12 protein-coding genes and 1 pseudogene are annotated in these 14,845 nt (G+C 45.1%); 8 read left to right on the forward strand and 5 right to left on the reverse strand.

What is annotated here, in order from left to right; genetic code table 11:
* The first annotated feature begins 158 nt into the window (after positions 1-158).
* From NI461_RS08200 to NI461_RS08210, 3 genes are all read left to right on the forward strand, one after another.
* Positions 159-1,529 carry a uracil-xanthine permease family protein gene (locus NI461_RS08200; protein WP_253156985.1) on the forward strand — a complete coding sequence of 457 codons (1,371 nt, stop codon included), beginning with the start codon at positions 159-161 and terminating at the stop codon, positions 1,527-1,529.
* Between the two features lie 66 nt (positions 1,530-1,595).
* On the forward strand, positions 1,596-2,630 hold the full coding sequence (locus NI461_RS08205; protein WP_253156987.1) for a methyltransferase: 1,035 nt from the start codon (positions 1,596-1,598) through the stop codon (positions 2,628-2,630).
* Entirely contained in the window at positions 2,630-4,096 is a 1,467-nt protein-coding gene (locus tag NI461_RS08210; protein ID WP_253152869.1) for an amino acid permease, read from the forward strand. Before NI461_RS08205 ends, NI461_RS08210 begins: the two co-directional genes overlap by 1 nt.
* Before the next feature lie 55 nt (positions 4,097-4,151).
* Here the strand turns inward: NI461_RS08210 and NI461_RS08215 are convergent, their stop codons facing one another.
* Together NI461_RS08215 and omp38 are read right to left on the reverse strand one after the other, a co-directional pair.
* Positions 4,152-4,685 (reverse strand): peptidase C39, encoded by a 534-nt coding sequence (locus NI461_RS08215; protein ID WP_253156989.1) that lies wholly within the window; start codon positions 4,683-4,685, stop codon positions 4,152-4,154.
* 99 nt (positions 4,686-4,784) lie between these two features.
* On the reverse strand, positions 4,785-5,852 hold the full coding sequence (omp38, locus tag NI461_RS08220; RefSeq protein WP_253156991.1) for an outer membrane protein Omp38: 1,068 nt from the start codon (positions 5,850-5,852) through the stop codon (positions 4,785-4,787).
* Positions 5,853-6,214: 362 nt separating this feature from the next.
* On the opposite strand from omp38, the gene NI461_RS08225 reads away from it, so the two are divergent.
* From NI461_RS08225 to NI461_RS08235, 3 genes and pseudogenes are all read left to right on the forward strand, one after another.
* Positions 6,215-6,736 carry a GspH/FimT family protein gene (locus NI461_RS08225; RefSeq protein ID WP_174660227.1) on the forward strand — a complete coding sequence of 174 codons (522 nt, stop codon included), beginning with the start codon at positions 6,215-6,217 and terminating at the stop codon, positions 6,734-6,736.
* Positions 6,737-6,848: 112 nt separating this feature from the next.
* Positions 6,849-8,024: a thiolase family protein gene (locus NI461_RS08230; RefSeq protein WP_253156993.1), complete on the forward strand. Its 1,176-nt coding sequence runs from the start codon at positions 6,849-6,851 to the stop codon at positions 8,022-8,024.
* Positions 8,025-8,183: 159 nt separating this feature from the next.
* Positions 8,184-8,611 (forward strand): annotated as a pseudogene (locus NI461_RS08235) (VOC family protein).
* A 48-nt stretch (positions 8,612-8,659) separates the two neighbouring features.
* Here NI461_RS08235 and NI461_RS08240 read toward each other — a convergent pair.
* From NI461_RS08240 to NI461_RS08250, 3 genes are all read right to left on the reverse strand, one after another.
* Complete coding sequence (locus tag NI461_RS08240) at positions 8,660-9,145, reverse strand: DUF934 domain-containing protein (protein ID WP_151204509.1); 486 nt, start codon at positions 9,143-9,145, stop codon at positions 8,660-8,662.
* Entirely contained in the window at positions 9,138-10,781 is a 1,644-nt protein-coding gene (locus tag NI461_RS08245) for a nitrite/sulfite reductase (protein WP_253156995.1), read from the reverse strand. Before NI461_RS08245 ends, NI461_RS08240 begins: the two co-directional genes overlap by 8 nt.
* A gap of 224 nt (positions 10,782-11,005) precedes the next feature.
* The gene (locus NI461_RS08250; protein WP_253156997.1) at positions 11,006-12,130 is read right to left on the reverse strand and encodes a CaiB/BaiF CoA-transferase family protein; all 1,125 of its coding nucleotides are present in this window, start codon (positions 12,128-12,130) and stop codon (positions 11,006-11,008) included.
* A 212-nt stretch (positions 12,131-12,342) separates the two neighbouring features.
* Between NI461_RS08250 and NI461_RS08255 the strand changes: the two genes are divergently transcribed.
* Positions 12,343-13,353 (forward strand): AraC family transcriptional regulator, encoded by a 1,011-nt coding sequence (locus NI461_RS08255; RefSeq protein ID WP_151207976.1) that lies wholly within the window; start codon positions 12,343-12,345, stop codon positions 13,351-13,353.
* A 225-nt stretch (positions 13,354-13,578) separates the two neighbouring features.
* Positions 13,579-14,784, forward strand: a complete 1,206-nt coding sequence (locus tag NI461_RS08260) for an acetyl-CoA C-acetyltransferase (RefSeq protein WP_253156998.1) — start codon at positions 13,579-13,581, stop codon at positions 14,782-14,784.
* Positions 14,785-14,845: the final 61 nt, after the last annotated feature.

The raw sequence follows: 14,845 nt of genomic DNA on the forward strand, positions 1-14,845 counted from the left end.
TATGTAATTTGAGGGCAGATTATACAGAAAAATACTAATTTTTTATAGTGGCTGTTTATTTACAGGACTAATTTTTTTCTCCTTATGTCCCCATTTAGTTTGTAAAGGCGTGTAACTCGATTAGAATAGCGCCACTCAGCCTTAATTTTCTTTGACACATGTCTGATTTTAATCAATCTCCCCCTTCAAAAGATCAACTTGACCTGGTGTATGGTCTGGAAGATCGTCCTAAACCTTTTATTGCTTTTTTAGCCGCTTTCCAGCATCTCCTGGCAATTATTGTCCCGATTGTGACCCCCGGCCTACTCATCTGCCTGGCACTGGGTGTGTCGAAAGAAGATACCAACATGATTTTATCCATGTCATTGGTCATTTCGGGAATCGCTACATTTCTACAATCTAAAAAAGTTGGCCCATTTGGTGCCGGCCTGCTAATTGTGCAAGGAACCAGTTTTAATTTCATTGGTCCTATTATTGGGATTGGTTCTGCCATGGTGGCGGCGGGCACACCGGTCGAATCAGTAATGGCGGCTATTTTCGGTGTGGTCATTGCAGGTGCCTTCATTGAGATGGGCGTTTCACAAATTCTGCCCTGGATTAAAAAACTGATTACCCCTTTAGTCACTGGAATTGTGGTGCTGCTGATTGGTTTGACCTTAATCAAAGAAGGTCTGATCAGTATGGGGGGCGGTTATCAGGCCATGAACGATAAAACTTTTGCCAATGCCGACAACCTCATCATGTCATGCACCGTGCTGGCCCTGATTATTATCTTGAACCGGGCACGTATTACTTGGGTAAAAAGCTCTGCCATTCTCATTGCACTGGTGGTCGGCTATATTCTGGCAGGCTTCATGGGTCACCTGGATTTTTCCGGTCTCAAAGATGCACCTCTGGTTCAAATTCCGACCCCAATGCACTTTGGTCTGGACTTCTCCTGGAGCTTGTTTATTCCCATGGCGTTTATCTACCTGGTAACCTCGCTGGAGGCGATTGGTGATATTACGGCAACTTCTAAGCTGTCAAACCAACCTGTCGATGGTCCAGAATGGATGAAACGTATTAAAGGCGGTGTTCTGGTCAATGGTGCCAACTCACTGCTTGCTGGTATCTTTAACACTTTCCCGAGTTCAGTCTTTGCGCAAAATAATGGCGTCATTCAACTGACTGGTGTGGCTAGCCGTTACGTTGGTATCTGGATTGCAGCCCTTCTGGTGATTCTGGGTTTATTGCCTGCTGTCGCTGGTGTTATTCAGGCTGTTCCACAAGCCGTATTAGGGGGCGCCGTGATGGTGATGTTCGGTGCCGTGGCTGCATCAGGGATCAATATTCTGTCTGGCGTCCATTTAGACCGTCGTGCCCTGCTGATCATTGCGATTTCTCTAGCACTTGGTCTGGGTGTTGCACAAGTACCGCAAATCCTGGAACATTTACCTGAACTATTCCGTAATATTTTTAGTTCTGGCGTAGCGACCGGCGGTATTGCTGCACTTATTTTAAATATTGTACTTCCAGAAACAAAGAAGTAATTGCATGTCCAGAAAACACTGTTTAAGCCCCACTTGGACAGTGTTTTTTCTATTGGAGAAAGATCTATGGATCCTAAAAGCGAAGTTTTATTAAGACAATACGATTATTTGTCAGGTCGGATTTTATTACTGAATGCACCGACCGATGAGCTTCTTGCTGAGTTTGGTGAGTCGATCCAGCCCTCAATCTGGACATGGAACTTTAATGATTACCAGTATTTTCAGGCACGGCAGGCAGAGGTCCATTTTGGCACTGAAATTCCTGCAGGAGAATTTGATCAAGCTGTTATCTTTGTCCCCAAATCCAAAGAATTACTCAATTATTTGCTTCATAACCTAGCCGTACAGCTTAAACAGGGAAGCAGTATCTTTCTGGTGGGTGAAAAAAAAGGCGGCGTAGAGCGGGCAGCAAAGCAATTACAAGCCTATGGTAAAGCCATTAAACTCGATAGCGCGCGTCATTGCCAACTATGGCAATTAACCTTAGACTGCGCGGTCGAAGCGAAAACTTTGGCAGACTGGGCTCAGACCTATACAGTTCCGACTCCTAAAGGAGAGTTAACGGTGTGCGCCCTTCCAGGCGTGTTTAGCCAAAATCGCCTGGATGTAGGAACTGCGGTACTTCTCCCTTACCTGAATCAGGTTAGCTCAGGCAAGATTGCTGATTTTGGCTGTGGGGCCGGTGTGATGAGCGCCTATCTGGCTAAACTGAATCCAGAAAATCGGATTTTTGCACTGGATGTAGATGCTTTTGCATTAGCCTCTACACAACTGACCTTCGAGAAAAATCAGCTAAGCCCGCAGCAGCTTGAAATCAAAGCCATTTCGGGTATTGAAGATGCACCGCTATTTTTACATGCCATTGTCAGTAATCCTCCTTTTCACCAAGGGATCCAGACACACTATGATGCCAGCGAGAACCTGTGCAAAACTGCACGTCGCCACCTCAAGTCCGGTGGTGAATTATGGATTGTGGCGAACCGCTTCTTAAATTACCCAACTTTAATTGAGCAAAGTTTTGGTCAGTGTACGGTTAAAGCGGATCAAAGCGGCTTTAAAGTGCTGTTTGCCAGCACTCAAAAAAACTTTAAGGAATCATGATGAGCGAAACTCAACACAGTCCACAGCTGCAGCGTAAGCTGAGTGCTCGTCATTTGAACATGATTGCCATCGGCGGTTCCATTGGTACCGGTTTGTTCCTGGCCTCAGGAGCAACTATTGCAAATGCCGGCCCTGGGGGTGCGCTCATGGCCTATGCCTTAATCGGCATCATGATTTACTTTCTGATGACCAGCTTAGGCGAACTTGCCACACACAACCCGACATCTGGTGCATTTTTCACCTACGGCACCAAATATGTAGAAGGCGGTTTTGGTTTTGCACTGGGCTGGAACTACTGGTACAACTGGGCAATTACTGTTGCTTTTGAACTGGTTGCAGTTCAGTTCATTATGAAATTCTGGTTTCCGGATATTCCCGGCTTCTATTGGAGCGCCATTTTCCTGGCCGTGGTCTTTGGAATTAATGCCTTGACCGTTAAAGGTTTTGGTGAATCTGAATTCCTCTTCTCGCTGGTTAAGGTTCTTGCCATTATCGTGTTCATCATCATTGGCATCTTCATGATTTTCAAAATTATGATGACGCCTGAGGTAAGCGTCTTTGGAAATTGGAGCAAGGGAGAAGCCCCCTTTGTAGGGGGATTATCGGCCCTTATTGGTGTAGCGATGATTGCCGGATTCTCTTTTCAGGGGACTGAAATGGTGGGAGTGGCAGCGGGAGAATCCAAAGATCCGAAAAAGACCATTCCAATTGCCATCAAACAAATTTTCTGGCGTATCTTGCTATTTTATATCGTCTGTATTTTCATTATCGGCACCTTGATTGCCTATGATGATCCACGTCTTTTACAGGCTGCCGCTACAGATAATATTGCGCTTTCACCCTTTACCCTTCTGTATGAGCAGGCCGGTTTTGCTTTTGCAGCCAGTGTGATGAATGCCGTGATTCTAACTGCAATTTTATCGGCAGGTAACTCTGGCATGTATTCCTCTACCCGCATGTTATTTGATATGGCACGTAAAGGCAGTGCACCAAAAATATTTGGCCTACTCGATGCTCGTGGTGTACCCATGAACGCGCTCTATGCCACCACAGCGATTGCTGCCCTATGTTTCTTGACGACTTTTATCGGTGAAGAACAAGTATTTAACTGGCTGTTAAATATGTCAGGCATGTGTGGTTTTATTGTCTGGCTAGGAATTGCAGTTTCGCATTACCGCTTCCGCAAAGGCTATATTGCACAAGGCTATAAACTGGATGAGCTGGCTTATCGTGCCAAGTTCTTCCCTTTCGCACCTTGGTTTGCATTTACGCTTTGTGCCATTGTGGTTCTCGGTCAGAACTATCAGGCGGTTCTGGAAGGGGAATGGCTGGCCGTATTGTCAACTTATATCGGCATCCTGTTATTCCTGGTCATCTGGCTGGGCTATAAATGGAAATACAATACCAAGCTGATTTCCTATCAGGAGATGGATGTGCAGCCCATGAAAGTTGATCGGAATGAATAATTTCTTGTGATCTAAAAAAGCAGCTTAAATAGCTGCTTTTTTTTATATTTTTAGATTAATTATGCCGCATGACAAAATGACGGTCATCAATCACAATGACCTGCTGACAAATCCCCTCTACCCGGCGCTGCTGTTCAAACACCTCTTTGGACATTGGCTCAAAACTATCAAAGAAGCTGATTTCATTTGCATTGATGTCATAAATTAAAGAATGATTTCCCACACCCTCTAAAGTGTCATAAAACACAATAACAAAAGTGCCCTGTTCTACATAAGCTTGAATATCCGCATAAGCAAGAGGAAACTCGTGCACAGGAAGTTTGAGTTTTTCGGCTTTCTGATAAAAGTCGACTTCTATCGGCTGTTTATCGAGATCGGGTTCTGTATAGAAATTCACATCCAATCCGAGTGTACTTAAAGCCACTGCTAATGCAATACTCGAAGCTCCCATCTCATTATCATGGCAAATCAATTGCACCAAGTCTGGAATATGTAAATCAATACCATAATGATGAAAGATCATCCAGATTGCAAAAATTCCGCTATTGGCCTCCAGCTTTTGCAAATCCTCAGGAATTTCCACACTCATGTCTTTACTCAATTCAATTTCAGAAAGACAAGTGTAGGCAAAAAATCAATATAAAAAAAGGCGGCTCATATGAGCCGCCTTTTAACATTCAATAATAAATTATTGAGCTGTTTGCTGTTCGCCTTCCACTAGTACAGTACGGCTACCAGTGATTGTCGCGAATACGCGACGGTTCATAGCACGACCTTCTTTAGTGTTGTTGTCAGCAATCGGTTGATCCCAAGCGAAACCTTGAGTAGACAAACGGGCTGCATCAACATTGTATTCATTTACAAGTGCAGACTTCACAGAGTTAGCACGAGCTAGAGATAAACGTTCGTTCAATGCACGTGGACCAGTGTTGTCAGTGTGACCTTCGATACGTGCAGTTGCGTTTGGATATTCAACCAGTTTCTCAGCAACTTTAGCGATTTCTGGCTTGTACTGGTCTTTGATGTTTGACTTGTTAGTATCAAAGAATACGCGAAGTTCCATGTTCAGGTCTTCAGTCAACTCTTGTGGAGCTGGAGCTACTGGAGCTACTGGCTCAACTGGAGCAACTTCTACAACTGGAGCAGCTGGTTTCAGACGGCCACCTAGAACTACGTTAAGACCAGCAAGCGCTGTATAGTTCCAGAATTTTTCGTCAAAGTGGTAAGTACCACGAGCTTCAGTACGTAGTGCCAATGCATCGTTGATGTGCCAGAACGCACCGATACCCGCGTTACCTAGAGTACCTTCTTCTTTAAAACCACGACCTTCACGACCTAATTGATCTTCAGTAGCACCATCGAATTCATATTTGTAGTGACCAGCACCTAAAAGCATGTATGGCTTAACTTTGCTGTCGTAGTTACCAGTGAATACATCAGAAGTTGCATAGAAGTTACCTGCAATGTTCTGACCTTTGTATTCCGCACCAGGTAGATCTGTCATATCGCCTTTTACTTGGCTATATTCAGCTTCAAAACCTAACCATGGAGTTAATTCAACACCAAGTGCAGCACCCACAAATAAATCATCTTCCATTTGACCAGAAGTTGTCAGTTCACCATCATCACCACCGTTGTTGTGCTGGGTGTCTTGGAATGTGTAACCTAACATTAGTGGAGTAACAGTTACGCCTGCGTTTGCAGCAGCAAAAGGAGCTGCTACAAGCATTGCTAAAGCAATACGACTCATTTTCATGGATTTATCCTCCAGAGATAACAATTGTTGTTCAAGCTCAGGCCCTGATATTAGGCCACCCTGAGATAGGCTTTTTTACCCCAGTTTTATTTTTAAGCTATTCACATGGCATCATACAAACACTTTATTATTTTTCCAAGTGCTTGATTAATTTAATCAAGTAAATTATTGACAAAATTACTTACAATTTCCGTTGTAATTCGGTAATTTTTTACTCAATTTCACAGCGCAAATCACCTATTTTAAGTACCAATTTATTTTTTGACGGCTTATTTGAACTCTTTAAAAATATTCAATACAGCCTAAAAACGCATAATTAATAACATATTTCTTATAAAAAAATATATAATTCAGGTAACTCTATGTATATAAAAATAACAAGAGCATTTACGCTTGTAGAACTGATTATCTGTATTGCGCTGATCGCAATTATGGTGACAATCGCACTACCTTACGCTCATGGCTACTTTTCCAGACAAGAAGCCAAAGCTATTCCGGCTAAATTATTTTCCATAAATCGCTTTGCACGTAGCCAGGCAGCTGTACTGCACCAAAATGTAGTGATCTGTCCTAGTCAGGATGCCTTAACTTGTCATCCAACGCAATGGAATAAAAGCTTGATTGTATTTATAGATAGAAATAGGAACCGTCAAGTAGATCCAGGCGAACATATTTTACATATTGATCAATTAAACCTTAAATACGGTAACTTAAGCTGGCGGGGTACTCTACGTACACCTAGTATTACTTATCAATCCAATACAGGCTTACCGATTGGATCAAATGGCAGCTTTTATTACTGTTCTACTTATCAAGCCGCTCAGCAACGCATTGTATTGAGCAAAATGGGGCATCTACGGATTGAACATCTGTCTAGCTGCTAAGGAAACCCTACAGTCTATATTTCGTGATGATTAAAGCTTTAATCCTGTTTTTTTTATCCTATACTGCTTGAGTTGGAAAAAAATTGATTAAAACACATACGGAGATATAACAATGACTGACATCGTAATTGTCAATGGTGCACGTACCGCAATGGGCGGTTTTCAAGGCAGCCTAGCCAGTGTTACTGCACCTGAACTCGGGGCGGTAACCATTAAGGAAGCCATTGCACGTGCCGGCTTGCAGCCAGGCGATATTGAAGAAGTCATCATGGGTTGTGTACTCCCGGCTGGATTAAAACAGGGACCTGCTCGTCAGGCTATGCGTCAAGCGGGTCTTCCTGATTCAACAGGTGCCGTCACCATTAACAAGCTGTGCGGTTCAGGCATGAAGGCTGTTATGCAGGCAGCCGATATGATTAAAGCCGGCTCTGCTGACATTGTGGTTGCGGGTGGTATGGAATCCATGACCAATGCACCGTATGTCTTGGCCAAAGCTCGTGGCGGCTTCCGTATGGGGCATGGCGAAATTAAAGACCATATGTTCCTGGACGGTCTGGAAGATGCTGAAACAGGTCGCCTGATGGGTTCTTTTGCTCAGGATATGGCCAATACAAAGGGCTATACACGTGAACAGATGGATGACTTTGCAATCCGTTCCTTGAAGCGCGCGCAGAACGCTGTCAATGCAGGCTACTTTAGTGATGAAATCGTACCCGTAACAGTGTCTACCCGTAAAGGCGATGTGGTGGTTGATAAAGATGAACAGCCATTTAATGCCAATATCGATAAAATTCCAACGCTCCGCCCTGCTTTTGCCAAAGACGGTACGATTACTGCAGCCAATGCCAGCTCGATTTCAGATGGTGCATCAGCTCTAGTAATTACCTCGGCTGACAATGCAGCAGCAAAAGGTTTAAAGCCTTTAGCCAAAATTGTTGCCTATGCATCGAATTCTCAACATCCATCTGAGTTTACCATTGCGCCAGTCGGGGCAATTCAAAAAGTACTGGATAAAACTGGCTGGACTACTGAAGATGTAGATCTTTGGGAAATTAATGAAGCTTTTGCCATGGTCACTATGTGCCCAATGGATGAGTTCAAGCTGGATCCAGAAAAAGTCAACATCAACGGTGGCGCGTGTGCACTTGGTCATCCGGTTGGTTCTACAGGCTCCCGTATTATCTTGACTTTGATTCATGCGCTAAAACGTACAGGTGGCAAGAAAGGCATTGCTGCACTCTGTATCGGTGGCGGTGAAGCAACTGCGGTGGCGATTGAATTACTTTAACCTCTACCCTTACCCCATCCATCCCTCTCCCATGGAGAGGGAGTTAAAAATCCTCCTAATCTGGAGGATTTTTTCGCTTACATTTTTAGTAGTTTTCCTTATGCAAGATGAGTCAAAGCTGCTTAGACTAAAAGAGCACAATACAAAAGGAGTCCTGTCATGCGACTCCATCACTATCCCAATTTTCAAGCTAACACCGAAGCAGCCTTTCGCTTCTACCGTTCCGTGTTTGGCGGTGAGTTTTCAACGCTGATCGTTATGGAGATATTTCTGCTGAAGAAGGGATGAACCTTTCTGATGGCGATAAAAATCTGATTCTGCATATTGCTGTACCTATGAATGAGGATACAGAATTGATGGCATCCGATGCGAATGATAAATTTTGCGCGCAAACCAATACCGTGTTCACGCCAGGGAATAGTCACTACATTTCTATTCATCTGGAGGCAGATGCCTTATCGGCATAGGGTGAAATGAAATGCCGCTGGAAAAAACCTTTCTGGGGTGCGCTCTATGGCGCCTTTAGCGATCAGTTTGGAATTCACTGGATGATCAATTGTCAACTGGAAATAGACCCAACACCTTGAGCAGAATAAAAAAAGCCTCCGTATGGAGGCTTTTTAAGTCAGTGCCGATTAAGCACCTGTTTGATAGCGCGCTTCTGATACCGCAGTGGAGGCCTGATATGGGTTAGTAAAATCACCTAAGCCAGCAGCCGCTTCCTGAATATCCTTACCTTCTTTAATCACGAAAGTATCAAAACCAGAACGCTTCATGTAGTTCAAAACGTCTTTGAACACATCACCAGTCGCACGCAGCTCGCCCTGGAAACCTTGACGGCGCAGCAATGCAGCAAATGAATAACCACGGCCATCATTGAAACCTGCAAACTCAATAAAAATAGCATCAAGTTGGTCAAGCGGAAATTCATGGGTTTCAGGCGAAGCATCAACCGTTAGGTACAATGCTTTTTTACCAGAAACATTGGCAATCTGGTCTAACTGTTCGACAGTCAGCACCACATCACCCTGTGGCAATGCACCATCTTCACCAATGAGTCGATATGTGTTGTCGGCAATCGTGCCATCTTTAGAGAGCACAGGTAGTGCGGTATTAAGCATATGCACGCTCCTTGAATGGTTTGATGCCGATACGGCGATACGTATCAATAAACTCCTCGCCTTCTTGACGTAAATCCAGATAGGTATTCAGAATTTCTTCTACAATATCCGGTACGACGTCGGCAGCGAATGATGGCCCCAAGATGTCACCGATCGAAGCATCGTGGTCTGCATTTCCACCAAGCGTAATCTGGTAGAACTCAACACCTTTTTTGTCGACCCCTAAAATACCGATATTACCCACATGGTGATGACCACAGGCATTCATACAGCCTGAGATATTCAGATCGAGTTTACCCAAGTTATAAATGGTATCTAAATCATCAAAACGGCGTGAAATCGCTTCAGAAATCGGAATCGATTTGGCATTCGCCAATGAACAGAAATCGCCACCTGGACAGCAGATGATGTCAGTCAAGAAACCGATATGCGCACGCGCCAAATTATGCTGATCCAGAGTCTGCCATAACTCGAACAGGTCTTTTTGCGGTACATCTACCAATGCAATATTTTGCTCATGCGTGGTACGCAGTTCACCGAAGGTATACTTGTCTGCAAGATCTGCAATCAGCTGCATTTCTTCAGTCGAAACATCACCCGGCGCAATGCCCGCACGTTTCAGGGAAATCGTGACTATACGATAGCCGGTGACTTTGTGTGCATTGGTATTGATGTTGAACCATTGCTTGAACTTTGGATGTTGTGCAAACAGCTCAGTGAAGTCTTCATCTGCATAGTCTTGATAGTCAAATGGCGTGAAATTCTCATCCATTTTCGCCAAGGTGTCTGCATCAATTTTCAGGGTTTTCACTGTATGTGTAAATTCAGCTTCAACTTTCTCGGCAAATACTTGCGGTGTTAATGCTTTCACCAAAATCTTGATACGCGCTTTGTATTTATTGTCACGGCGGCCATGCAGATTATACACGCGCAGGACAGCTTCAAGATAGGCTATTAAATCTTCACGTGGCAAGAACTCACGAATAAAGCTGCCAATCACTGGCGTACGGCCCAAGCCACCACCGACTTTAATTTTATAGCCGATTTCACCTGCTGCATTTTTTACGATATAGACTCCAATATCATGGAATGCAGTGGCTGCGCGGTCAATTTCTTCAAGTGCAGATACGGCAATCTTGAATTTACGTGGCAAAAAGGCGAATTCCGGATGGAAAGTTGACCACTGGCGGATCAGTTCACAGGTCGGACGCGGATCAGCAATTTCACCCGCCACCACACCGGCATACTGGTCCGTTGTAGTATTTCGGATACAGTTGCCTGAGGTCTGAATCGCGTGCATCTGTACCGTCGCGAGTTCCGCCAGCATGTCTGGTACATTTTCCAGCGCTGGCCAGTTAAACTGGATATTCTGACGGGTGGTGATATGCGCATAGCCACGGTCATATTCTTGAGCCAGATCAGCCACTTTACGCAGCTGCTTAGAATTCATCAGGCCGTACGGTACCGCGATACGCAGCATCGGTGCATAACGTTGGACATAAAGACCATTTTGGAGGCGGAGCGGACGGTATTCTTCTTCCGTCAATTTGCCCGCTAAATAACGTTCCGTCTGGTCACGGAACTGTGCAACACGTTCATTAATCAGTTGCTGATCGAAATCAGTATATAAATACATGGCGTACAGCTAGTAGTTTCTATTATATCGCTGGCAAGGATAGCGAGATTAAAACTATCAATAAAATGCTTTTTATACATATTTCATAGCGATTTTATTGATAAGCCTACCGTAGATTCAATGATATAAAGCTTTAGCGTCACTTCTGCTGTTTTTTTAGCTAAATGATTTATTTATGAGATCTTTAGCATTTATTTTCATAAAGAAGTTAACTTGGGTTTAAATTACCAGTTCTGCTTTTCTCCCAGAGTCTGACCGATAAAATCATAACGCATGGCTGAGCGCGAAAATTTGATTGGACAAGCCAGCTGGGCTTGGCTTTGTTCAGAATCATTCATTTTCAGAGGTACCTGTACGACCCATCCCCGTTGCTGCGCCAGTTCGGAGTGCAAGGCTTCCTCCAGTTTTAATACCGGCTCGACACACACATCCGCCTGAGCAAACAGCATTTGCCAGTGGGCTAAAGGCTGGGAGCGGATTTTGTCTTGAATGGCCTGCTTGACCTGAGCATGATCTTCAGGAGCAAAAGAGGTTCCTTTTTCCAAAATGATCGGCAGCTCCAGCAACTGTGCCAGCCCTTGCATGAACTGCGGTTCCAGACTGCCAATCGACAGATAACGTCCATCCTGCGTCTGATAATAGTCATACAATGTGCCGCCATTTAAATAGCCCGATTCGGCCTGCTGATGCTGGTTAGCTGCCAGACTGGCTGAAGCTGCCATATTATTTAAGGTCGCAGCGCAATCGGTCATGGAAATATCAATATATTGCCCCTGGCCACTGCTCTGCCGTTCAATCACGGCGGCCAGAATTGCAACTAGCGCATGCATGGACCCACCCGCAACATCGGCAATCTGGATACCCATTGCCGGTGGTCCACTTTCCATCCGGCCACTATGCCCGGCAATTCCTGATAGAGCCAGATAGTTAATATCATGTCCCGCCCGGTTTTTATAAGAGCCAGTCTGGCCATAACCGGTAATCGAACAATAGATCAGACGAGGATTGAGAGCACTGAGACTTGGATAATCCAGGCCAAGCCGCTGCATCACGCCTGGACGAAATTGTTCAACCACAATGTCATAATCTGCAATTCTCATCCGGACCTGCTCAAGATGCTCCGGATTCTTCAAATCCAGTGCCACAGAATGCTTGTTTCGGTTCAGATAACTATGGGTAGTCGCCTGCCCATGTGCAAAAGGCGGCATCAAACGGACCAGATCAGGCCGGGTCGGTGATTCAATATGCACAACCTCTGCACCTAGATCTGCAAGATATAAAGTGGCAAACGGGCCCGGTAGTAATGTAGAAAAATCGAGGACTTTCAATCCTTTTAGCGCATAGGACATTGGAGTTTTTACTCTACTTATATTGCTTTTTGCCTTATCATAAAACATAAAAACCAGAAAACAATGTCATGTTCAGCCATTTACCTTGATAGTTTCGGCAATTTACCATGTAAGAAAATGGTAATTGCTTTCTTGTAAATTGCCATTGATTTATTATTTTTTGTCATTTAGGTCAAATATTAGTGAACATTAAAGAGACTGAAGGATTAAACATGAGTCGTGATACGATCAGCATCCATTTCGTCAATGCAGCTTTATCTGGTGTTAAACGCCTCGGCATGGATGTCGATACTTTATTGTCTCACGTTGGGATTGAAGCAGAATTGCTGCATCAGCCCAAGGCCCGTATTTCGCCTGAACAATATACCCGTTTTATTAAAATGCTCTGGATGGTGACTCAAGATGAACACGTCGGCTTTGACAAACAGCCACGTCGTTTGGGTACTTTTGCGATCATGTGCCAGCTGATTATCCATGCCAAAACGCTGGGTGATGCACTGGAGCTTTCTTCTCAGTTCTATAAGCTCTTCGGTGATGACTGGTCCGTGACGCTGGAACGTGACAAACACGAAGCCCGTCTGGTTCCTTTAATTCCCAATTCGATGGATCCGGATCACTTCATTACCGAAAGTATGCTGATGATCTGGCATGGCTTGGCTTCCTGGTTAATTGAGCGTCGTCTGCCACTGGAGCGCGTCCACTTCAGCTATCCACGTCCGGCCCACGCCGATGAGTATGACGCCCTGTTTTTTGCCCCAGTGATGCAGTTCGATATGCCGCGTACTGAAATTACTTTTGCAGCCGACTATCTGGATTTGCCAATTCGCCAGAATGAAGAAACGCTGGAAGAATTCCTGAAAGCCGCTCCAGCACAACTGCTGGTGAAGTTCAAAAACACCAATTCACTGACTTCACGTATCCGTGATGTATTGAAGAGCCAGATTGGCGAAGAAATGCCCACCCTGAACGATGTAGCCTCCATGCTATATCTGTCTCCGCAGACCTTGCGCCGTCGTCTGGCAGCTGAAGGCAAGAGTTATCAGGGGGTAAAAGATGCGCTGCGTCGTGATGCTGCAATTCATCTCTTACTCAACCCGGATCTGACTCTTGAAGATGTCGCGCAGCAGGTCGGCTTTAGTGAAACCAGCACCTTCCACCGTGCTTTCAAGAAATGGACGGGTGTTACGCCAGGTCTGTATCGCCAGTTACATGGTTACCATTAACATCGGTTTAATAAACCTTTATTGTAAAAGCTAATCACCTGCTGGGTGATTAGCTAGCCAAGCCCAAGCTCCAGACTTGGGCTTTTTTTTAGATCTATTTTTTCTGTCCATCCCTATTGACCAAACTGCTCAAATGATCTGGTTCGTTCTCGTCATTGCACTTCAAAATTTAATCATTACACTCGAAATATTAGAATAATTTTAGTAAAGCAAAAAGGATATTGTATGAGCGAGGCCTATATTATTGATGCCATTCGCACGCCACGCGGAAAGGGAAAAAAAGACGGCGCATTGCATGAAGTCAAACCGATTAGCCTATTAACCACATTGTTAAATGAACTCCAGCAACGTCATCATCTGGATACTGCGCAGGTCGATGATATTGTTTTGGGCTGCGTGACACCGGTTGGGGATCAGGGTGCGGATATTGCCAAAACTGCTGCGATTGCGGCGGGCTGGGACAATGACGTGGCCGGTGTACAGATCAACCGTTTTTGTGCCTCGGGGCTGGAGGCTGTTAATCTGGCCGCACAGAAAGTCCGTTCTGGCTGGGAAGATCTGGTCGTTGCAGGTGGCGTTGAGTCTATGTCTCGTGTAGCGATGGGTTCAGATGGTGGGCCTTGGGCCTTGGACCCGGAAACCAATATAGCCTGTGATTTTATTCCGCAGGGGATCGGCGCTGATCTGATTGCCAGTATGGATGGCTATAGCCGTGCGGATGTGGATCAGTTTGCTGAGCAATCCCAGAAAAAGGCAGCAGCTGCACAGGCGCAGGGTTATTTCAATAAATCTATTATTCCTGTCAAAGATAAAGCCGGTGTCGTGATTCTGGAGCAAGACGAGTTTATTAAACCCAATACCACAGCAGAGGCGTTGAGCAAACTCAACCCTAGTTTTGCCATGATGGGACAGATGGGCTTTGATGCCATCGCCCTACAAAAATATCCGGAAGTAGGCAGTATCCAGCATGTGCATCATGCCGGCAACTCTTCCGGAATTGTAGATGGTGCCGCTGTGGTGCTAGTGGCTTCTGAACAGGCCGTTCAACAGCACAATCTCAAACCCCGTGCCAAAGTACTGGCAACTGCACTGGTGGGGGCTGATCCGACCATTATGCTAACTGGCCCTGCTCCGGCTGCGCGCAAAGCCTTGGCCAAAGCCAGACTGACAGTGGATGACATTGATCTGTTTGAAGTCAATGAAGCTTTTGCTGCCGTTGTGCTGCGTTTTATCCATGAAATGAAGGTTGATCCTGCCAAAGTCAATGTGAATGGTGGTGCGATTGCTATGGGACATCCCCTAGGGGCGACTGGTGCAATGATTTTGGGCACCTTGTTGGATGAACTGGAACGTCAGGGCAAAAAACATGGTCTGGCCACCTTATGTGTTGGAGGCGGCATGGGCATCGCCACCATTATTGAACTGGTTTAATTTAAATACCCGAAGGCATTTAAGGCCCGTTAACGTCATAGGCACGCTACCGATCATCATA

It is taken from the genome of Acinetobacter sp. S4400-12 (assembly GCF_024129495.1).
GTDB lineage: Bacteria > Pseudomonadota > Gammaproteobacteria > Pseudomonadales > Moraxellaceae > Acinetobacter > Acinetobacter lwoffii_C.